A 19,664-nucleotide genomic window follows, 5' to 3' on the forward strand; every position below is an offset into this window, starting at 1 on the left:
TCTGGCGCAGGCGAACTTTACCCAGCAATGGGAGTGGGTGCAAGCGGGCTCCTTCATGAAACAACCCGCACTTTATACAATTTAATCGAGGAGAGGTCTACACCTTGCCCAGCCTCTCCTCCCACCGCTCTACGGGCAGTCCCAGCGTGCCTGTTCTCCGCTAGAGCGGGGTTCTCCAGGCAGGAAGAAAGATGAAAGTTCGAGCATCTGTCAAAAAAATTTGTGAGAAATGTCGCGTCATCCGCCGTCGCGGTCGAGTGATGGTGATATGCACTAACCCGAAACACAAACAACGCCAAGGTTAGAAAAAAAGAAGATTGGGCACTGCACGCAGGTGCATCCTAATTGAACATTGTAGCCAAACAGGAAAACTAGGGAGAGAAAAAGTGTGGCACGGATTGCCGGGGTAGACCTTCCACGCGATAAGCGCGTCGAAATAGGTCTGACATACATTTACGGAATAGGCTTGTCGCGAGCCCAAAAAATTATCGCTGCAACAGGCGTAAATCCTGACACTCGCGTCAAGGATTTAACAGAGGCCGACGTGACAGCTCTGCGGGCTCATGTAGAAACAACATACCAAATCGAAGGAGACCTCCGGCGCTGGGAGTCAATGAACATCAAGCGCCTGATGGACATCGGAACTTATCGCGGTCGGCGTCACCGTTTGGGTCTGCCGGTGCGGGGACAACGAACCCGTACCAACGCCAGAACCCGTCGTGGCGTCCGCCGAACAGTTGCGGGCAAGAAAAAGGCACCTTCCAAGAAGTAACATCTTTTTGGGAAAAATACGCTGGGGGCTGCTGGCTCCTAGCGCTTCGGGACATTAGTTGAGAGAAACGTTAAAGAGACTAATATGGCGCGACCACAAACAGGCAAGAAATCTGGTGCAAAAAAGCAGAAACGGAATGTACCCAATGGGGTAGGCTACATCCAGTCTACCTTTAACAACACGATTGTAACTATTACCGACCTCAACGGCGAAGTGATATCCTGGGCATCTGCAGGTTCCAGCGGTTTTAAAGGAGCTAAAAAGGGAACTCCCTTTGCCGCTCAAACAGCAGCAGAAAGTGCTGCCCGCAGAGCCAACGACCAAGGAATGCGCCAAATAGAAGTAATGGTGAGCGGGCCTGGAGCAGGTAGAGAAACTGCAATCCGGGCGCTGCAAGGGGCGGGACTGGAAATCACCCTGATTAGAGATGTTACCCCAATTCCTCACAACGGCTGTCGCCCTCCCAAGCGGCGTAGAGTCTAAAACGATTTGAGATTTTAGATTTTAGATTTTGGATAATGGCTAACTGCTTAAAGTCAAAAACTAATGGTTCTAACTGTTGCCCCGTCCATCCAAAATCCGAAATCCGTTCAGGGGTATGCTCTGCAATCTAAAATCCAAAATCAAAAATCCAAAGTGGAAAAGGGAGGTCACTCCGTGGCGCAGTTTCAAATTGAATGTATAGAGTCTAACACTGACAAAGACCGCAGTCAGTACGGAAAATTTGTCCTGGAACCGCTCGATCGCGGTCAAGGAACAACTGTTGGGAATGCGCTTCGGCGAGTTCTGCTGTCAAACTTGGAAGGAACAGCAGTAACTTCAGTCCGAATCGCGGGCGTCAATCACGAGTTTGCCACGATCGAAGGGGTACGTGAGGATGTTCTAGAAATTCTCCTGAACATGAAAGAGGTCGTCCTCAAAACTCATTCTCAGCAGCCCCAAATCGGCAGGTTGCGGATTGAGGGGCCTGTCACAGTAACGGCCGATAGATTCGATTTGCCCTCTGAGGTGGAATTGATCGATCGTTCCCAGTACATTGCAACTCTCTCCCCAGGCTCAGTTCTGGAAATGGAATTCAGAATTGAAAAAGGCATCGGATACCGAGCAGTAGACCGCAGTCGCGATGATGGGTCGGCTTTGGATTTTCTCCAAATTGACGCCATCTTTATGCCGATTCGCAGAGTCAACTACAGCGTTGAAGATGCTAGGGTAGGCGGTACTGTCGAGAAAGACCGGCTGATTATGGAAATCTGGACTGATGGCAGCGTGACTCCTCAAGAAGCTTTGAGTCAATCTGCCAACATCCTGGTAGATTTATTTTCACCTCTCAAAGACATCACCCAAGATTCTCTCAAACCAGAGTATCCAGGTGAAGCCGATCCTACTAGCCAAATTCCGATCGAAGAATTGCAGTTGTCCGTCCGGGCTTACAACTGTCTCAAGCGGGCTCAGATCAACTCAGTCGCAGACTTATTGGATTATACCCAAGAAGACTTGCTCGAGATCAAGAACTTCGGGCAGAAGTCTGCTGAAGAAGTGATTGAAGCTTTACAAAAACGCTTGGGCATTACCTTGCCACAGGAAAAATCAGCTAAAAGTTAATCAACGGGTAACGGGTAAAAAAGTTCTGAATTTTAAGTAGGTGAGTTTTTAAGTTAAAGAAATCACCCCCCTAGATCGCGGACTATCCCGGCACCCAATTACCAATTACCAATTACCAACTGCCATGCGTCACCGCTGTCGCGTTCCCCAACTCAGCAAACCGGCTGACCAGCGCCGCGCCCTACTGCGCTCGCTGACCACCGAATTAATCCGCCACGGTAAAATCACTACCACTCTCGCCCGCGCCAAAGCGCTGCGCTCAGAGGCGGACAGGATGATTACCCTGGCCAAAGATGGCTCCTTAGCCTCTCGCCGCCAAGCTATGGGCTATATCTACGATAAACAGTTAGTACACGCCCTGTTTGAGGCTGCCCAAGAACGGTACGGCTCGCGCAACGGCGGCTACACCCGCGTAGTGCGAACTGTCCCCCGTCAAGGAGACAATTCCGAAATGGCGATCGTTGAACTGGTTTAATTCAATTTTGGGTTGGAGATTTGTGATTTATGACTGACAATCCAAAATCCCCAATCGAAAATCCCCAATCGATACAGCGCGTTGCTCTAGTAATCCAATACCTCGGCACTAACTTTCACGGTTGGCAGCGACAGCCGAACCAGCGTACAGTACAAGAAGAAATTGAAACAGCAATATCGACTGTTCTGGAACGCCCGGTAACGCTGCACGCTGCTGGGAGAACCGATGCGGGAGTTCACGCCGCTGCTCAAGTAGCGCATTTTGATGCCCACGGCCCAATTCCGGCTCACCGCTGGGCAAGCGTTCTCAACTCTCGACTGGCAAAAGATATTTTAATTCGAGCTTCGGCAAAGGTGGAACCTACCTGGCACGCTCGGTTCTCAGCCAGTTGGCGGCGCTATCGCTACACCCTTTATACAGACCCGACCCCTAATTTGTTTGTGCGTCCTTTTGCTTGGCACTGCTATCACGCCCCTGTGGATGAATCTTTGATTCAAACAGCTTTGACACCGCTCATCGGGCGGCATCACCTGGCTGCTTTCCACCGCGCGGGTTCTGCCCGCCCCCATTCCTGGGTGGACGTGCAAGCGGCCGAGTGTCAGCGTTCTGGGCCTCTTATCTATATAGAGGTTCAGGCGAGCGGGTTTCTGTACGGGATGATGCGGCTGCTGGTGGGGTTGCTGGTGCAGGTGGGTCGCGGGGAAAGGCCGATCGACAATTTCACCGATATCTGGGTCAACGAACGCCGAGAAATGGTAAAATATGCCGCTCCCGCTCAAGGTTTGTGCCTGCTGCGGGTTGGCTATTCAGAATTTCCCTTTCCCCCAGAGGTCTGGTACGACACCCAGCCCAAATTAGTTATTGGTTATTAGTTATTAGTTATTAGTTATTGGTTATTAGTTATTGGCAACAACTAACAATTAACAAATAACAATTAACAAATAACAATTAACAAATAACAATTAACAAATAACAACTAACAACAAACAATGAACAAAACTTACGTCCCTACTCAAGACTCCCTAGAGCACAAGTGGTACGTGGTCGATGCCGCCGACCAGCGACTCGGCCGTCTGGCAACTGAAGTTGCCATGTACCTCCGGGGGAAACACAAACCGACTTACACTCCTTCTATGGATACCGGCGACTTCGTAATTGTCATCAATGCGGACAAAATCGCTGTTACTGGCAAAAAACGCACCCAGAAAATCTACCGCCGCCATTCTGGAAGACCGGGCGGCATGAAAACAGAAACTTTTGCCAAATTGCAAGCACGTTTGCCCGAAAGAATTGTCGAAGAAGCTATACGGGGAATGCTGCCTCACACTTCTCTGGGCAGACAACTGTTTACTAAACTCAAGGTGTACGCTGGCCCCAACCACCCGCACCAAGCTCAAAAACCAGAAGAATTAATTGTTCACACGATTCCGGGAGGAAATGAGTAATGCAAGCAACAGATACATCGGGTCGCGCTGTGTACTGGGGTACCGGCCGCCGCAAGTGTTCCGTAGCGCGGGTGCGCTTGGTTCCCGGCACTGGCATACTGACTGTCAATGGTAAAGAGGGGGATTTGTACCTGCAATTCAACCCTACTTATTTGGCTCTGGCTAAGGCCCCTCTGGAAACTTTGGGTCTGGAAAATGAGTACGACATTTTGGTAAAAGTCGAAGGCGGTGGCTTGACAGGTCAGGCTGACTCGATTCGCTTGGGTGTCGCTAGAGCACTTTGTCAATTAGACCCGGACAACCGCAAGCCTCTGAAGACTGAGGGCTATTTGACTCGCGACCCGCGGGCAAAAGAACGGAAAAAGTACGGTTTGCGGAAAGCTCGCAAGGCTCCTCAATACTCGAAGCGGTAATCGAGGTTCGGCAGCGGATTGTGTAACGGATGTAACGGATGTAATGGAAGTTCGGCAACGGATTTTTTAACGGATGTAACGGATGTAACGGAAGTTCGGATTGACGGAAGAAGGAAGAAGGAAGAAGGAAGAAAGAAAAGGCAAAAATTATCTATCCAGATTTTATCTGCCTTTTTTTGAAGTTTATTTCCGATTCCTGATTCCTGGTTCCAATAGATATAAGGCAAAATTCCTGCTGTTGTTGGTGTACAAGTCCTGCGGCAGCTAAAATGGTTGTAAAGTCAAAAATTAGAGAGTAAAAAACAATGGCAAAAGAAGGCATTCACCCTGAGTGGTATCCCGAATCTCAGGTTTATTGCAACGGCGAACTTGTGATGACTGTGGGTTCAACAAGACCAAAGCTTCAAGTTGATGTCTGGTCGGGAAATCATCCTTTCTATACTGGCACTCAGAAGATTATTGATACTGAAGGTCGTGTGGAGCGCTTTATGCGGAAATACGGCATGACCGAGGTAGAAATGCCGAAGGCAGATGCTTCCTCTGGACCGCTGAAAATGGAAGACCCGAAAGCAGATGCTGCTAAGGCTGCTGGTAAAGGCAAAAAGAAGAAGTAGCCGGATTGTCATTTGTCCGCAGTTTGTTGAGAGTAGTTCTTTTTACTGGCAACTTACTGCCCTCGGATTTTAGATTTTAGATTGAAGACTTCGCTATGCAGGCAGTTGAGTTCTATCGCGTAGAGTTCGATCGACATTCTATCCTAACTGCTCTTGAGTTCTAAAATCTAAAATCTAAAATCTAAAATCTAAAATCGATCCGCCCTCGGATTGGAGAGTTTAGATTGAAGACTTGCTAAGCAGGCAGTAGAGTTCGATGGAGATTCTATTCCAACTGTTCTTCAAATCTAAAATCTAAAATCTAAAATCTAAAATCTAAAATCGATTGACAAAGGACAACTGACAATGGCTGAATCTTATTTGCTGGATAAATTGAAGTCGGTAGAGCAAACTTTTAATGAGTTGACTCGCCGCATGGCTGACCCGGATGTCGCTAGGGACAATCAAGAGTTTCAACGGGTAGCAAAAGCTCGATCGTCCTTGGAGGAAGTGGTCGATACTTTTGCTTTGTGGAAAACCACTCAGGAAGATTTGGTGGGCGCGCGACAGGTTCTCAAGGAAGCCGCGGGCGATCGAGATATGCAAGAAATGGCTGGGCTGGAAGTTCAGGAACTTGAGGCGAAGCTGGAGAATTTGGAAAGTCGTTTGAAGGTTTTGCTGCTCCCCCGCGACCCGAACGATGACAAGAATATTATGCTGGAAATTCGGGCGGGTACTGGCGGAGATGAGGCTAGTATTTGGGCGGGAGATTTGCTGCGGCTGTATTCGCGCTACGCTCAAACTCAAGGCTGGCAGGTGAAGTTGGTGAGCGAGTCGCTGGCGGAAATGGGCGGCTTTAAAGAGGTGATTCTGGAAGTTACGGGCGACAGCGTTTACAGCAAGCTGAAGTTTGAGGCTGGAGTACACCGGGTGCAGCGGGTGCCTGTGACTGAGGCTGGCGGCCGGGTGCATACTTCGACGGCGACGGTGGCTGTGATGCCGGAGGTTGATGATGTGGAGATTCACATCGATCCGAAGGATATTGAGATGAGCACGGCTCGATCGGGCGGCGCTGGCGGCCAAAACGTGAACAAGGTGGAAACGGCTGCGGATTTGTTTCACAAGCCGACGGGAATTCGGATTTTCTGTACTGAGGAGCGCAGTCAGTTGCAGAATAAGGAGCGGGCGATGCAGATTTTGCGGGCTAAGCTCTATGAGATGAAGTTGCGGGAGCAGCAGGATGAGGTGAAGTCCCGGCGTTTAGCTCAGGTTGGTACTGGTTCGCGATCGGAGAAGATTCGCACTTACAACTATAAGGACAATCGGGCTACCGACCACCGTTTGGGGGAAAATTTCTCGCTCAATAGTGTTTTGGAAGGGGATATTGAGGGGATTATTCAAACTTGCATTTCTCAGGATCAGCAGGAACGTTTGGCTGAGTTGGCTGCTTCTACTAATTAATGGAGTGATGGGGGGCTAGGCGCATTGTTTGCTCAGCCTCAGTTCCCTTGTTACGCGGGAGATTTGGTTGAGTAGGGCTTCCCAAATTGCATCGGCGATCGCTACTGGATATTTGAAATGTTCGAGGTCGTATTGTACAATGACTTCTAGGGGTGCTAGGATTTGCTGGTTTCGACAACTGGCAATTGCTGCGATCGCCTCTTGTTCCCATCTGGCAAATAGTCTGTAGCTGAAAAAGGAACTGCATTTTTGTCCTTTCTTGTTCAGGTAAACGACTATTACTTGATGTTGTTTGGGGTAGACTTTCACTATGCGGTTGACGGGCATTCTCAGGGCTTCGGCTGCTTCTTTTTTGGAGATTTGCCAGCACTGGGGTTTTAGCCAACCGGAGGCTGTAAGGCTCTGGCGTGTGTGGCTTGTCTTGCGTGTCCTGCGTGTGCGTCTATTAGTCATTTTTTCGGACTCCTAAATCGTGAGGGGTACTCCGATACAGTGGTACTAAATTTATACTTTTAATTTTAGAGTAAACTTACTTGTGTGTCAACCCTGACAAGTAAACGATTCAAGCGTTAAATGATAATGATTTATAAACTGACCAGTTTACTTGTAGGTACGGTCGAGTAGCTTTTAAGTCGTGAACATCCAAAATAGACAAAAACTTAGTGAAATTATCAAAACGGCCCGCGGCTCTATGAGCCAACGAGCGTTTGGCAAGCTTTTGGGGGTTTCTGCGACTGCTGTGCAATTGTGGGAAAGGGGCGATACTGTTCCAGAAACGGAAAACTTGGCTAAAATTGCTGCGAGGGCTGGTTATTCGCTGGAAGAGTTTCTCAGCTTTTTGGATGGCAATCCAGTCTCGCAAGCCCCAGAAATTAACGATATTGTCAAAAAAATTCAGTTTTTGCCTCTGAGTCAGGTGGCGCTAATTGGCAAAGCTGTAGCGGATAGATTCGCTGCATCGGCTGAAGCTGCTGGGGAATGAGTATTAGATAGATTTATCTGTAAACTAGGAGTTGTGTTTATCTGGTGACTAATACTGTGGACGCAGAAGCTAGGAAAAAATTGAGCGAAGTTGTGAAGCTAGCGCGTGGCTCCATGAGTTTTAGCGCTTTTGGTAGGCTATTGGGAGTCTCTGGGGCTGCTGTTCAGTATTGGGAAAAAGGACAGGTTCTCCCGGATACGAAAAATTTGACGCAGATTGCGGCAAGAGCAGGCTTTACGATGGAAGAGTTAATGGCTCATCTCGAAGGCAAGCCAATGCCGGAACCTGTTAATACCAACGAGCTGCTTAAGAAAATTCAATGTATGCCAATTAGTGAGTTGGCAGTGATTGGTAGAGCTGTGATGGATAGGCTCGCTTCTGCTGTAGAGTCGTCTGGGTAAGGACAGTTGAACGGAGCGAAGGTGCGATCGCCCTTGAAAATTTCTACCACTCATGGTCATAACAAAGTCAGTAGTTTGTCAAGAAAAAGTATACTTTAACTCAAAATGTATGCTTCTCCGAAAAAGACATGATTGGATATGAAGTTGATAGCAGCGACGTAGCTTAAGTCAGATTTCTAAGGTCATTGATTTTGTTATTCAAGTTATCATTGTGGGGTTCACTATTGTATGTCTTGGAAAGCCTGGGGAGATCACCCTCTATTTATAGCTTTGAGTAGTGTGGCAATTATAGTTGGTCTTGGATCTACAGTTTATGACCATTACCACCCGAAAGATGTTGAAACTCCTGTTACAATTTCTAACCCACCCTTTTCTTCTCCCCCAGTAACTTCTCCCCCAGTAACTTCTTCACCAGATCCACTTCCTACAATTTCATCTCCCCCATCACCAACTCCTTCGGATTCTCCATCAGTTTCTTCGCCAGAACCAGCACCTTCAGTCTCTGTTGTGAAACTGGAGCCTAAAAATTGTATTATGAAGAGTGGAACAGGAGGATTTATTAGTTCATTCGCTCAAGGTAAGGATATATCGATTGGGAAACAAATTTTTACCTCATCCTTCAAGATGGGCTATATATATGGCTGGGCGCAATCAATTTCTTTACTAACTTGTAAAGTCCCTGAAGGGCATAAAAGCCTTCAGCTTAAATTTGGTAGAGAAGATGGAGATGAGAACAACTATATGGATGGACGTGGAACTTCTACGATCACTGTCTACATTAATGGTGATCCTGCACCAAGTCAATTCATAAAATCAGGTGAGCAAAAATCAGTAAATTTTAATATATCTGAACGAGATTCTATAGCAATAGAATTTAGATGTAGAACAAATACAGGATGTGGAGATGTTCACTTTTTTGATGCTAGTTTCTACGATCATCATTTTAATATGAATCCTAATCCTGTATCTCCAACTTCATCTGCACAGCCTCAACCTACACCTACAATCATACCTGCGTCACAAAACCCTAAAACCCCTTCCATAAATTTAACTTCAGTTGTAAAAAAAGATTTAAATATTACCGACCTACTATCAATGACTTGTTTAAATACTGGAGAGGCTGGTTGGCACCAGAAGCGAGATGATGTTCCTGTTGGTAAGAACCTATATGTATCCATGTTACATATGTCACCCAACTTACGGGGTAGTTCAGGCAGAGTTGGGATAACATGTAAACTTTCATCTACTGAATCTAGAACAAAAGCTGAAAATTTGAAGTTAGATTTTGGAGTTTCGGATAATGATATAAATTCTATAATTAATCAACCAGACAATCCTAGCACTATTATTATTTACAGGGATGGAGAAAAAGCAAGCTCGAAAATAGTAGGAAAAGGCAAAATAGAATCCATATCTTTAAATATTAAAAAAGTAAAAAGTGTTAGTATAGAGACTTTTTGCCCCAAAGCTTACTGCGTTAATGTTGACTTCTTTGACTTATCATTGACACAGTAGGCTAATTGAGATCTAGTGGCTATTCCAATGGTCAATTCTCAACAAAGACAAAACTCGATCGCGATCCCCGTTTTGCTTTCGTAGAGTCCGATCGCCCTTAAGAAATTCCACCACAGGTTCATCTCACAAACCGAGTATTTGGTCAAGGCAAAATCTACTTTAGTTACGGAGTTTGATCGCCCTTATGGACTTTTGTACTCCGACAAAGAAACCGGGTTTTTACCTGATCTGCGGGCTACAACGCAATATTTTCGTAAAAAACCCGGTTTCTGAGCCCTGCGGAAAAAACAATTTTAATGGAGTTTTAAACGAAGTGAAATTTAGGGTACTCGAAACACTAATTGCTAGTTCTATTCTTCTATCAATTTCATCCTTGTCATCGGCTAAAAGTAATCAAGAAGATTCTAAAATTCTACCCACAGGAACTTACTACTCTCAAGGAACCATGTTCAATAATTCCCGGAGAGAAATTGCACATAAAAACAATAGAATCTGTATTAAAATTGTCAAGGGCCCTGCAAATCCTTACAAGGGAGTGGAAGATATCACAATTAGCAGCGTGTCTTTTCAAAAGGGGAAATTCTATATTGATGCTACCGGAGAAGAGTTAATCTTAGAAAAAAATGGAAAAGTAATAAATAGTGGTCGTGGTGGTGTATGGGAGTATAGAGGCACCTCCCCAGATCCCAGGAGTCAACCTATACAGGCTCAAAAAATGGCAGAGTGTGTAGCGACTCAAGGACGATATGTACAGAAGATGCAAGGAATATCCATCTCAGGAATCGATTTTCCCAAGCATTAACCATGATCAACGTAGGTGGGGGTTAATGGGGGACTAGGCGCAAGCTAGGCTGAGCCTTTGTTCTCTGTTGAGGTGGCGGATGTGGTTGAGTAGGGCTTCCCAAATTGCGTCGGCGATCGCCACTGGATATTTGAAATGTTCGAGGTCGTATTGTACAATGACTTCTAGGGGTGCTAGGATTTGCTGGTTTCGACAACTGGCAATTGCTGCGATCGCCTCCTGCTGCCATCTGGCAAATAGTCTGTAGCTGAAAAAAGAACTGCATTTTTGTCCTTTCTTGTTGAGGTAAACGACTATTACTTGATGTTGTTTGGGGTAAACTTTGACTATGCGGTTGACAGGAATTCTCAGGGCTTCGGCTGCTTCCATTTTGGAGATTTGCCAGCGCTGGGGTTTTAGCCAACCGGAGGCTGTAAGGCTTTGACGTGTATTGCGTGTCTTGCGAGTCATTTTTACTGCCCCTGATTGGCTACAAATACAATTATGATTTCAAAAGTATTTACACTCTAACTGGTAAACTTTTTGCTGTCAAGCAAGAAAGACAGATTTTTTGGTAGATAAGTAAACTAGGAGTTGTGTTGATCTGGTGACTAATACTGTGGACACAGAAGCTAGGAAGAAACTGAGCGAAGTTGTGAAGCTAGCCCGTGGCGACCTGAGTTTTAGCGCTTTTGGTAGGCTATTGGGAGTCTCTGGGTCTGCTGTTCAGTATTGGGAAAAGGGCCAGGTACTCCCGGATACGAAAAATTTGACTCAGATTGCGGCAAGAGCGGGCTTTACGATGGAAGAGCTCATGGCTCATCTCGAAGGCAAACCAATGCCGGAACCTGTCAATACCAACGAGCTCCTTAAAAAAATTCAATGTATGCCACTGAGTGACTTAGCAGTGATTGTTCGAGCTGGTATGGAGCGACTGGCTGCTGCTGCTGTAGCTTCTGGGAAGTATGGTTGATGTTCTGTAAACTGGGAATTGTGGTTATCTGGTGGCTGATACCGTGGACGCAGAAGCTAAGAAAAAACTGAGTGAGGTTGTTAAATTAGCGCGGGGCTCGATGAGTCTGACTGCTTTTGGCAAGCTGTTGGGAGTTTCTGTGGCTTCTGTCTTGTATTGGGAAAAGGGGCAGGTACTTCCAGATACGAAAAATTTGACTCAGATTGCGACAAGAGCAGGGTTTACGATGGAAGAGCTCATGGCTCACCTCGAAGGCAAGCCGGTACAGGAACCCGTAGATACTAACGATCTGCTTAAGAAAATTCAATGTATACCCATTAGTGAGTTAGCAGTCATTGGTAGAGCCGTGATGGATAGGCTCGCGGCGGCGGCTGAGTCGTCTGGGAAATATAGTTGATGCATCACTTCGTAAGTAGACTGGTAGATACGATCGCATAGCTTTTAAGTCGTGAGCATCCAAAATAGACAAAAACTTAGTGAAATTATCAAAACGGCGCGCGGAGCAATGAGTCAGCGAGCATTTGGTAAGCTTTTGGGCGTTTCTGCTACCGCTGTTCAGCTTTGGGAAAGGGGCGATACTGTTCCTGATACTGAAAACTTGGGTAAGCTCGCAGCGAGAGCCGGCTATACTCTGGAAGAGTTTCTCAGCTTTTTGGATGGCAATCCAGTCTCGCAAGCCCCAGAAATTAACGATATTGTCAAAAAAATTCAGTTTTTGCCTCTGAGTCAGGTGGCGCTAATTGGCAAAGCTGTAGCGGATAGATTCGCTGCGTCGGCTGAGGCTGCTGGGGAATGAGTTAGGATCGATCGCGATCGCCGGTTTTGCAGAAGTAGATCCCCATCGCCCTTAAAAATTTCCACCACTCCTGCATATCACAAATCGAGTAATTTGTCAAGAGCAAATCTACTTTGTTACAAAGTTCGATCGCCCTTATGGACTGACGCACTCCGACAAAGAAACCGGGTTTTTCACCTAATCTGTTGGTGACAACGAGGTATTTTTGTAAAAAACCCGGTTTCTGGGCCCTATGCGATCGCCATTATGAAAAAAACACTCGCCCTATCCCTGAATCAAGATGTCTAAAAACTGTTGGACAACGCGATCGGGTGTGTAACTTTATACCGATGTTCAAGCTGCTAATTTTAATTTTTATGGTGCTGCCCGATCGCTGATCGATACAATGATAGATATCCTAAATCTGTGTTGACGATGAACGTTATTCTTGCCATACCAGAAGAGCTGCAAACCTATATTGAGGCTCAAATTCAGGCAGGGGCTTATGCCAGTGCGGTAGAGTATTTTCTAGATTTGGTGCAGCAAGATCGCCAGCGGAAACGGGCACAAGCCAAACTAGAAGGTTTACTGCAAGAGGGTTTAGACTCGGATGGAGAACCCGTTACGGCTGCGTACTGGCAGAATTTGCGGGCATCGGTTTTGGGTGGCGATTCACAACCAGTATGAGCGATCGATTAATTGTCAAAAATCGTGCCACGCAGGATCTCAGACAACAGGCAAACTATATTCTGCTCAATGGAAATGCTCGTGCTGCGGAGCGATTTCTGGAGTTAGCCGAAGCCACTTTTGCCCAATTAGCGACGATACCGGGAATGGGAAAAGTCGTGCGATTGGTCTCTTCTGGGATGGGGGAGATTCGTCAGTGGCGAATTAAGGATTTTCAAGATTATCTAATTTTTTACCGGCTTCAAGACGATCAGGTGGAGGTTCTCCGCGTTTTGCATGGTGCTAGGGATTTGGAAGATATTTTGTCTAATCTTGATGAAGAAGTTTAAGGCTCCTATAAGACGTGTTCGATCGCCGATCGATACAGAAATACGCCTTAACTAAATGCGATCGCCCTATCCCTGACTCAATATGTCTAAAAACTCTTGGACAATGCGATCGGGTTCTTCTGTGCATCTGTTAGCGTCGCAATAGTGGATGATGCTGATACCGTGAGATGCAAACAGGCGATCGCGCGTTTCATCTTTTTGTGTATCGGGATGCGATATTTCCAGAATACCCCATTTGCCTTGGTGGAATATGAGGAAATCTGGTGCTTGGTTTTGTCTACCTGCGGGTGTTGTAAGGCGGGCTTTAGAGTTGGGGAAGAATAGGGTGTTTGTGCGATCGAGCGCTTCGGCTATTTTTACTTGTTCTTGGCTGTGAAAGCGCAAATCATTCCAGTGATAAATCCGTTCTTCTATGCTCGACAAAATTCCCTGGTTATTTGCGTCTTCAGCCTTGATAATTTCATCTGATGCCGTCTTATCCTCAGTTACAATTGATTTGTTTAAATCAGTCTGATAAAAATCGGCTTCACTTAAGTTTGTGATCAATAATCTGGCTCCGCTTAAGTTAGCACCGCTGAGGTTAACTCCAATAACTTGAGTTCGATGTAAAGTCACTTGATTTCGTCGCAAGTATCGCTTAAAAACAGAGCGTAAATTATTTTTTTTTACTTTTTCATCAAAAGCTTCTGAGAGTTGTTTCCAGAGTTTAGCCGCCAGCGCTTTGATGTATTCATCATTATATTGAGAGAGTTGAGAAATTTCTTCATAGGAATGTCTTCCTTCCCAGCATTGTCTAAAGATGAGCTCTTGCACGTCGTTTAAGCCTTCGCCATCGAGGAGAGTTTCTGCGATCGCGATTGCTTCATCAACGGTCATGGCTTATGTTTCCTTAAAGTATATATCTGGTGAACTTTTGAAAATAGGCGGCTATATCTTAGCAATTAAGGCTGATGTTCGTTCAACCAATTGGTTAAATCTGAGGCTTCGGAAAAGTCCAGCAGCGCTTCTCCTAAATCCTCTAATTCTTCTACGGATAAAGTCTGAATTTGCTTGCGGGTTTCAGGGGCGATCGAACCAATGCGTCGAGTCAACTGGCGGGTGAGGAACGACAGCGCCTCATCTTTCCTTCCTTCAAGGAGGCCTAGTTGTCTTCCTTCAAGGAGGCCATCTTCGCGAATTTCTTGGTAAATCACAGAACCGCGCATAGTTTCCTTCCTAAATAGTTGTCTGATTAAGTCTTTTTCAAATCTCAAACCTGCGAGCACTTGGGTGCAAGCGAGTAAATCCGCTTGTTGAGTTGGTTCTTCTATTGTAGCAATCTGAGTAGCGATTTGCTCTAACAAAGTTCGCGGCGAGTTGGTTTGGGATAGTGTCGCGAGTGGGAGCAAGCCGGGGACGGACAGCAGTAAAGCGGGGTCTTGTTCCCACAGGCGAATAACTCGGTAGCTGTGTCGGGTGTTCGCGTCTGTGTACTCGGATACAAAAACTTGTTCTGAGGCTGTTTGCTGCAAAAAGATTACTACTTGATTTATAGAACAGGAGTATTGCCGTTTGAGCCTGACGTAGTAGTCTAGCATCCTGAAGGCGATCGGCGGGTCGGAGTAGGGCCGGGTTTCAAATTCGAGATGCAGGATTTGGTTATCCGTTTGCAGGAAAACGAGAGAATCGGCTCGGATGGGTTCTTGAATTAGTTCGGTTTTGAGTACCTGAACGTCGGTGGGCTCGTCAATTGGTAGCAGCCAGCTCACGAAGGCGGCGGGGAATTTTTCTGCTAGATATTTGCAGGTGTTGTCGTAGGCCAAGGAAGTTGGGTTGTGAGAGGGGTTATTTAGAAGAGTTTAACTCTAGGGGCATCTACCTGAGAGGAGATTTTAGGGCAATTTGGGGAAAGTCCTTACTTTTTATCACTTTTTATCACTTTTTATCACTGACAAAGCTGAACTTGACTCCTTAAAATACTTAAATGCCAGCAAATGGCTCGCGTTCATATTTACAAATTACCCTAGCAGAGGAGTTGACAAAAGTGAGTTTACCATACAACATTACCGAGACAATTCGGAATATTATGGCTACTTTGGCTTTGGCTCAAGGAATTTTATCGCCCTCACAGGTCTCTGATATTCCCAACTCGACAATAATCGCTCAATTTGAAGAGCAAATCGGAATAGCAGACCAGGAAGAAAGAGAGAAAGTAGAAAGAGAACTAAAAAAAGTAAAATCAAATCAATCGACCATGCTAGAGATAGCCAAAGAAACAGGCTATGGTAGCGGTAATTATGGCGGATAAATCAATTTTGATTGATTTTTACAAGTAGAAACAACAATCAGGGGATTGAGTCGCAATTCCCCTGATTACCTCATCAAGGAAACTATCAATGTGGATTTTTCTTTTAATTGTGCTAGCTGTAGTTGTCTACTTCGTGGCGTCACAAGCATCAAGCAGCAATCAAGCTAGTAAGGCTCAAGCTAGTAAAGCATCAAGCCAGAATTACACTAATTTAGATTATTCAAATCTTGAAGTAATATCACTTGACAGCAGCGTGTCTGCTCATTATAACTACACACACCTTCGTGACCTACTAGCAGAGGGCAAATGGAAAGAAGCTGACAAAGAAACAGGACGGCTGCTGCTCGCCGTAGGATATCTAACAGCAGAGAAAAAAGTCCGGGATGGAGAATGGACGCACGCTGACCCGAGGACGGACTGTTTAAATTTCCTACATTTATGGTACTTCCCTTGTAAAGACCTTTGTACTATAGATAGACTTTGGCTTAAATATAGCAATGGTCGCTTTGGATTTAGTGTACAAAAGCGAATTATCTCAGAACTAGGAGAGGATACAATATCGTTTCTATGTAAATCCAACAACTCCCATCAGGAAGTTCTGAAACAAAATGAATTAAGAAGGAGCTTCGAGAGACGGATAGGTTGGTACACTCCTGACAGTAAGGACAGTGCTGGTATAATAAATCATCGTGGTTTAAAAATCTATAACGATCTTACTTTTTCAATGCAGGCTCCACATGGACATCTTCCCACGGCGAATTATTGGCAGGAAGGAGCTAGGCGGCGTGGTGGTGGGTCATTTGAAACTGAACCGCTGTTTGATTGTTACGACTTAGTATATCTCTTGAATAGGCTTTCAAGTTGCGGTATTGCTCTGTAGTCAAAATCCTGGTGACATAAACTTATTGACACACTTGTATAGAATATGAGATGGAGTGACGATCGCCCTTTCACTCCTAAAAGCGATCGCACCTCATCACCCTCACCTTTCTACAACCTTCTCCGATCGCCTGCTTTAAAGGTTTTTGAAGTCCGTGAAGCGAAGCTATCCCGTAGGGAATCGCCCTCCAATTCAAATCCCTTCCACTCCATCATACTTTCAAACATTCTCGCTGCTGCTCACTACAAGGAACTCCATAAGCAGTATGAGGTCTAACATCAGGCGGTTGAAGCCCCAAAACTATTGATTTGGCCGGAATTCCCGCTGCAACTAACTCCTCAGCAATCAGGCGATCGGTATTCTTTGCTTGAATCCACACCTGACCGTCAATAATATCAATATGAATCACGCAATGGTGAATGCGCTGCTAATTAAACCAACCTATATTTATTAACATATAACGGTCATTTTCCAAATCAAAAAATATTTCATTTTGTATCCCAATGTCAAAAACGGGAATCTCAGCGTATTCAGTAAGGAGCTGCTTAACAAGTTTGCGATAATTATTTAAGCTATCCATTATACTATTTCCTCTGTTTTAGGATTGAAAACAACAGCGCTAGCGAAATGTTAGTAATTATTCCGCAAGTTGTCAACGAATCGGATATACTGAGATACGACCCTAACGATTCAGGAGTCACCCTATTATGCTAAAGACACTTTGGGCGATCGTTCGCCAAGGCAAAATTGAATTGTTGGAACAAACAGAAATTCCTGAAGGTGCAAGGATTCTGGTAACATTCCTACCTGATGATGAGTCTGAATTCTGGCTTCAGACAAGCCGAGTATCGCTAGATGCAATTTGGGATAATACCGAGGATGATATTTATGCCCAGCTACTCCAAAAATGACATTATTCTAGTACGATACCCTTTCTCCGACTTATCCAGCTCTAAAGTAAGACCTGCCGTTGTAGTTAGCGCACCGCACACCTCTGAAGATATCCTGATAGTTCCATTAACTAGCAAAACGACATCTCTGCTATCCGGCGAGTTCATTCTCGCTGATTGGTCTGTAGCTGGACTGAATGTTGAGACGGCGGTGAAACGAGGTGTATATACGGTTCATCAAAAGGGTGCATCTCACTTTGGCACATACATCAAATTGAAAGTTGACCGTTGAGATAAGCACAGCGAAGAGCAAGCATAGAGGAAACGTTCTCAATATTCCATTGCGCTCCCGATATTTTCACCCTTAATCCAATGCGTTTTATTGTTGATTCAACTGTTCCCGAACCAATCGAACTTATGGATTCTTCTTTGTAGTATTGGTAATTCACTATTCGGCAGCGATGGGTCTCTAAATAATTGCAAAACGTTTTAAATGCTTGACCTTTAAAGTCTTTAAATAAATTTATAACTTCATCAAGTTTGCCTTGCCACAACATATTTTCTGCTAATTTTAATCGTTTTATTGAACCCCCTACCTTGTAGAGATTTTCTTTCAGATGATACCAATCTAAGATTTCTTGTCTTTGTTCATTGTCTCCAATTTCTTTAAATATGTTCCAAATTCCGGCATGGCCATCTCCGAGGCAATACATAGGATGTAGTAATTTTTGGCTATTAGTCCAATCAATTAAATCTTGATTATTTTGAAAAAACGCTCCCGCATAAATATTATCTAAACACACGGCTTTATAGTCTTTCCAGTAACAGCTCTCGCCCTTGGTTGCGTTGCGTAGTCTGACTTTACCGCCATCCAATGTAATTTCTTTGACTCCTTGTTGAGATGTAGGCAATTCAAATTCTTGTCTTTTGACTAATCTTTGTAATGTACTGTGAGAAATTTTGATCCCAGTAAATTTTTCCAAATCTTTTTTTGCCATTTGATAAGATTCGTTAGCACTGATTAAAAGACAGCAATTTTCCATGACTGGACTAAATTGACTGTAAGCTTTTAAGCCAAAATATTTTGCCTGATTATCTGTAATGTCGAGCGAGCTGATTATTGATTTTATTTTTCGGGGTTTTCCTGTTTGAATTCCTGATACTGCTGAAAAAAAAAGCTACCTATTTCTGGACCAACCTCTGATAACATTTTCTGACGGACTGCTTTTTCTATACTTTCAAAAGTTTTTAACTCAGTTGGCTCTGTATTTCTGTAAAGAATTTTTGCTACCGCTTTTAATTGGGCTTTTAGCTGTTGTTGGTCTGAGGGTGTCATTTTATTTACCTCATCTTTATTTGACGATTTTACTAGCTTTTTCATTTTAACTCTTTTTTGACACATTCGCAAAAGTGAGATGCACCCGGATGAATTCAAGAACGAGTACGATGTAAAAATTGAGGAATATGACAAAAGAACACTGTTTGGAAATTAAATTATCTTGGGGAGATTGGGAAAGCAGAAATTACTTGAAAGCTTTGTCTTTACCAACTCTACCTTGGGCAGCTCCTTTTCTACCGCTGCTAGGATTGCCAAATGCTCTTTTAGAGCAACCGTCCATCTGGGAGTCCATTTATACCCAGGCTTTTATTGAGCATCAGACTCGCTATCGCCTGAGAGATTGGACAGGAAGTCCAGACGGGGAGCGAGCCGAACTGATACGGCAGGTAGTCACGAAGGCGTTGTCGCTGCTAGCACAGCAGATGGGACGGAATGTGGCAATTGATTTAGAGAAATGGGTCAGGTTTCACGAATGCTGTCCTGAAGCCGACAGAGCGATGAGAGAGTGGGAAAAAACTCTTAGGGGTGCCTATCTTTCGCCAAATTCCCGTCGATATCATCGAAAAGTTCCCCCACCCGCCGTCTTAGTACCAATATTGCCTCTTATTGCTTCCCTGGTAAATCTCGATCGCAGAAAGGAGATCGACCAGCATTTGATGCGCGTCGCCCCGCCCCCGGACTACGAGCAGATCCCCTACGAATATATGGAACATTGTTTTGAAGCAACGATGCTATCTGGGGTCATCGATCAAGCGCTGACGCTAAAAGCTTTGCAAACAATTGCCTCTAGACTCAATGACACAGAACGTTCAGAAGTGGTAACGTGGGCGCAGGCTCAAGCTCGGATTCTGTATAGAGGTGGTAACCCAGAAAATCTGTGTGGAGATAAGTATTTGCAAGTTGAACTACCCTGTTTTGATGTCCCATCATTACTTGCTGTACTTTAGACTAAATAAAGATGAGAACGGTGGCTTTGAGAAGAACTAAAGCCACCGCGCCGGGAGAGAATAAGGGTGAAAAAGAAAACCTATCCACTCCCTAAATGAACAGTGAACGATTAAAGG

28 protein-coding genes and 1 pseudogene are annotated in these 19,664 nt (G+C 45.0%); 23 read left to right on the forward strand and 6 right to left on the reverse strand.

Translation table 11 applies throughout. The annotated features are described in order from the left end of the window. The first annotated feature begins 191 nt into the window (after nt 1–191). The 10 genes from rpmJ to prfA all read left to right on the forward strand — a co-directional run bounded on the left by rpmJ (nt 192) and on the right by prfA (nt 6,761). Entirely contained in the window at nt 192–305 is a 114-nt protein-coding gene (gene rpmJ / locus QUA88_RS11880) for a 50S ribosomal protein L36 (RefSeq protein ID WP_015178722.1), read from the forward strand. 83 nt (nt 306–388) lie between these two features. Continuing rightward, nucleotides 389–772, forward strand: coding sequence for a 30S ribosomal protein S13 (gene rpsM / locus QUA88_RS11885; protein ID WP_006634981.1), 384 nt, complete (start codon nt 389–391; stop codon nt 770–772). A gap of 84 nt (nt 773–856) precedes the next feature. Further along, nucleotides 857–1,255: a 30S ribosomal protein S11 gene (gene rpsK / locus QUA88_RS11890; RefSeq protein WP_332978136.1), complete on the forward strand. Its 399-nt coding sequence runs from the start codon at nt 857–859 to the stop codon at nt 1,253–1,255. A gap of 174 nt (nt 1,256–1,429) precedes the next feature. Continuing rightward, nucleotides 1,430–2,374 carry a DNA-directed RNA polymerase subunit alpha gene (locus QUA88_RS11895; protein WP_333057810.1) on the forward strand — a complete coding sequence of 315 codons (945 nt, stop codon included), beginning with the start codon at nt 1,430–1,432 and terminating at the stop codon, nt 2,372–2,374. A gap of 124 nt (nt 2,375–2,498) precedes the next feature. Beyond that, nucleotides 2,499–2,849: a 50S ribosomal protein L17 gene (gene rplQ / locus QUA88_RS11900; protein WP_006634978.1), complete on the forward strand. Its 351-nt coding sequence runs from the start codon at nt 2,499–2,501 to the stop codon at nt 2,847–2,849. Between the two features lie 29 nt (nt 2,850–2,878). Further along, nucleotides 2,879–3,721 (forward strand): tRNA pseudouridine(38-40) synthase TruA, encoded by an 843-nt coding sequence (gene truA / locus QUA88_RS11905; RefSeq protein ID WP_333271844.1) that lies wholly within the window; start codon nt 2,879–2,881, stop codon nt 3,719–3,721. Between the two features lie 117 nt (nt 3,722–3,838). Next, nucleotides 3,839–4,294: a 50S ribosomal protein L13 gene (gene rplM, locus QUA88_RS11910; RefSeq protein ID WP_015178725.1), complete on the forward strand. Its 456-nt coding sequence runs from the start codon at nt 3,839–3,841 to the stop codon at nt 4,292–4,294. Further along, complete coding sequence (gene rpsI / locus QUA88_RS11915) at nt 4,294–4,707, forward strand: 30S ribosomal protein S9 (RefSeq protein WP_194067224.1); 414 nt, start codon at nt 4,294–4,296, stop codon at nt 4,705–4,707. The genes rplM and rpsI overlap by 1 nt, the downstream gene beginning before the upstream one ends. 305 nt (nt 4,708–5,012) lie before the next feature. Then, entirely contained in the window at nt 5,013–5,321 is a 309-nt protein-coding gene (gene rpmE / locus QUA88_RS11920) for a 50S ribosomal protein L31 (RefSeq protein ID WP_333057796.1), read from the forward strand. 345 nt (nt 5,322–5,666) lie between these two features. Continuing rightward, on the forward strand, nt 5,667–6,761 hold the full coding sequence (gene prfA / locus QUA88_RS11925) for a peptide chain release factor 1 (protein WP_333057797.1): 1,095 nt from the start codon (nt 5,667–5,669) through the stop codon (nt 6,759–6,761). 15 nt (nt 6,762–6,776) lie between these two features. Here prfA and QUA88_RS11930 read toward each other — a convergent pair whose 3' ends face one another. Then, nucleotides 6,777–7,214, reverse strand: a complete 438-nt coding sequence (locus QUA88_RS11930) for a hypothetical protein (protein ID WP_333209320.1) — start codon at nt 7,212–7,214, stop codon at nt 6,777–6,779. A gap of 238 nt (nt 7,215–7,452) precedes the next feature. Here QUA88_RS11930 and QUA88_RS11935 point away from each other — a divergent pair, with 238 nt between their 5' ends. The 4 genes from QUA88_RS11935 to QUA88_RS11950 all read left to right on the forward strand — a co-directional run bounded on the left by QUA88_RS11935 (nt 7,453) and on the right by QUA88_RS11950 (nt 10,461). Further along, nucleotides 7,453–7,743, forward strand: coding sequence for a helix-turn-helix domain-containing protein (locus QUA88_RS11935; protein WP_199297830.1), 291 nt, complete (start codon nt 7,453–7,455; stop codon nt 7,741–7,743). A gap of 44 nt (nt 7,744–7,787) precedes the next feature. After that, nucleotides 7,788–8,144, forward strand: a complete 357-nt coding sequence (locus tag QUA88_RS11940) for a helix-turn-helix transcriptional regulator (protein WP_333209319.1) — start codon at nt 7,788–7,790, stop codon at nt 8,142–8,144. 228 nt (nt 8,145–8,372) lie between these two features. Further along, nucleotides 8,373–9,659 (forward strand): hypothetical protein, encoded by a 1,287-nt coding sequence (locus QUA88_RS11945; protein WP_333209317.1) that lies wholly within the window; start codon nt 8,373–8,375, stop codon nt 9,657–9,659. Between the two features lie 184 nt (nt 9,660–9,843). Then, complete coding sequence (locus tag QUA88_RS11950; RefSeq protein WP_333209315.1) at nt 9,844–10,461, forward strand: hypothetical protein; 618 nt, start codon at nt 9,844–9,846, stop codon at nt 10,459–10,461. A 33-nt stretch (nt 10,462–10,494) separates the two neighbouring features. On the opposite strand, the gene QUA88_RS11955 is transcribed toward QUA88_RS11950, so the two are convergent. Then, nucleotides 10,495–10,911 (reverse strand): hypothetical protein, encoded by a 417-nt coding sequence (locus QUA88_RS11955; protein WP_333271850.1) that lies wholly within the window; start codon nt 10,909–10,911, stop codon nt 10,495–10,497. A 136-nt stretch (nt 10,912–11,047) separates the two neighbouring features. On the opposite strand from QUA88_RS11955, the gene QUA88_RS11960 reads away from it, so the two are divergent. From QUA88_RS11960 to QUA88_RS11980, 5 genes are all read left to right on the forward strand, one after another. Then, nucleotides 11,048–11,413: a helix-turn-helix transcriptional regulator gene (locus QUA88_RS11960; protein WP_333057801.1), complete on the forward strand. Its 366-nt coding sequence runs from the start codon at nt 11,048–11,050 to the stop codon at nt 11,411–11,413. A gap of 31 nt (nt 11,414–11,444) precedes the next feature. After that, nucleotides 11,445–11,810, forward strand: coding sequence for a helix-turn-helix domain-containing protein (locus QUA88_RS11965; RefSeq protein WP_333057802.1), 366 nt, complete (start codon nt 11,445–11,447; stop codon nt 11,808–11,810). 108 nt (nt 11,811–11,918) lie between these two features. Then, the gene (locus tag QUA88_RS11970; protein WP_333057803.1) at nt 11,919–12,209 is read left to right on the forward strand and encodes a helix-turn-helix transcriptional regulator; all 291 of its coding nucleotides are present in this window, start codon (nt 11,919–11,921) and stop codon (nt 12,207–12,209) included. A gap of 414 nt (nt 12,210–12,623) precedes the next feature. Then, entirely contained in the window at nt 12,624–12,875 is a 252-nt protein-coding gene (locus QUA88_RS11975) for a hypothetical protein (protein WP_333057804.1), read from the forward strand. After that, nucleotides 12,872–13,204, forward strand: coding sequence for a type II toxin-antitoxin system RelE/ParE family toxin (locus tag QUA88_RS11980; RefSeq protein WP_333057805.1), 333 nt, complete (start codon nt 12,872–12,874; stop codon nt 13,202–13,204). Before QUA88_RS11975 ends, QUA88_RS11980 begins: the two co-directional genes overlap by 4 nt. Nucleotides 13,205–13,270: 66 nt before the next feature. Here the strand turns inward: QUA88_RS11980 and QUA88_RS11985 are convergent, their stop codons facing one another. Both QUA88_RS11985 and QUA88_RS11990 read right to left on the reverse strand, forming a co-directional pair. Further along, nucleotides 13,271–14,080, reverse strand: a complete 810-nt coding sequence (locus tag QUA88_RS11985; RefSeq protein WP_333262996.1) for a pentapeptide repeat-containing protein — start codon at nt 14,078–14,080, stop codon at nt 13,271–13,273. A 65-nt stretch (nt 14,081–14,145) separates the two neighbouring features. Next, the gene (locus QUA88_RS11990) at nt 14,146–15,006 is read right to left on the reverse strand and encodes an Rpn family recombination-promoting nuclease/putative transposase (protein WP_333057807.1); all 861 of its coding nucleotides are present in this window, start codon (nt 15,004–15,006) and stop codon (nt 14,146–14,148) included. 161 nt (nt 15,007–15,167) lie between these two features. On the opposite strand from QUA88_RS11990, the gene QUA88_RS11995 reads away from it, so the two are divergent. Both QUA88_RS11995 and QUA88_RS12000 read left to right on the forward strand, forming a co-directional pair. Continuing rightward, on the forward strand, nt 15,168–15,491 hold the full coding sequence (locus QUA88_RS11995) for a hypothetical protein (RefSeq protein WP_333057808.1): 324 nt from the start codon (nt 15,168–15,170) through the stop codon (nt 15,489–15,491). A gap of 88 nt (nt 15,492–15,579) precedes the next feature. After that, nucleotides 15,580–16,371 (forward strand): GUN4 domain-containing protein, encoded by a 792-nt coding sequence (locus QUA88_RS12000; RefSeq protein ID WP_333057809.1) that lies wholly within the window; start codon nt 15,580–15,582, stop codon nt 16,369–16,371. A 211-nt stretch (nt 16,372–16,582) separates the two neighbouring features. On the opposite strand, the pseudogene QUA88_RS12005 reads toward QUA88_RS12000, so the two are convergent. Then, a pseudogene (locus QUA88_RS12005) lies at nt 16,583–16,951 on the reverse strand (XisI protein). 127 nt (nt 16,952–17,078) lie between these two features. Between QUA88_RS12005 and QUA88_RS12010 the strand changes: the two are divergent. After that, on the forward strand, nt 17,079–17,282 hold the full coding sequence (locus QUA88_RS12010; protein ID WP_333058654.1) for a hypothetical protein: 204 nt from the start codon (nt 17,079–17,081) through the stop codon (nt 17,280–17,282). Between the two features lie 248 nt (nt 17,283–17,530). On the opposite strand, the gene QUA88_RS12015 is transcribed toward QUA88_RS12010, so the two are convergent. After that, a protein-coding gene (locus QUA88_RS12015; RefSeq protein WP_333233601.1) for an ISKra4 family transposase occupies nt 17,531–18,597 on the reverse strand; the annotation gives its coding sequence in 2 pieces (ribosomal slippage) (nt 17,531–18,429 and nt 18,429–18,597; 1,068 coding nt in all). 128 nt (nt 18,598–18,725) lie between these two features. Between QUA88_RS12015 and QUA88_RS12020 the strand changes: the two genes are divergently transcribed. Beyond that, nucleotides 18,726–19,547 carry a hypothetical protein gene (locus QUA88_RS12020; protein ID WP_333233600.1) on the forward strand — a complete coding sequence of 274 codons (822 nt, stop codon included), beginning with the start codon at nt 18,726–18,728 and terminating at the stop codon, nt 19,545–19,547. Nucleotides 19,548–19,664: the final 117 nt, after the last annotated feature.

Source organism: Microcoleus sp. D3_18_C2, assembly GCF_036702395.1.
Lineage (GTDB): Bacteria > Cyanobacteriota > Cyanobacteriia > Cyanobacteriales > Microcoleaceae > Microcoleus.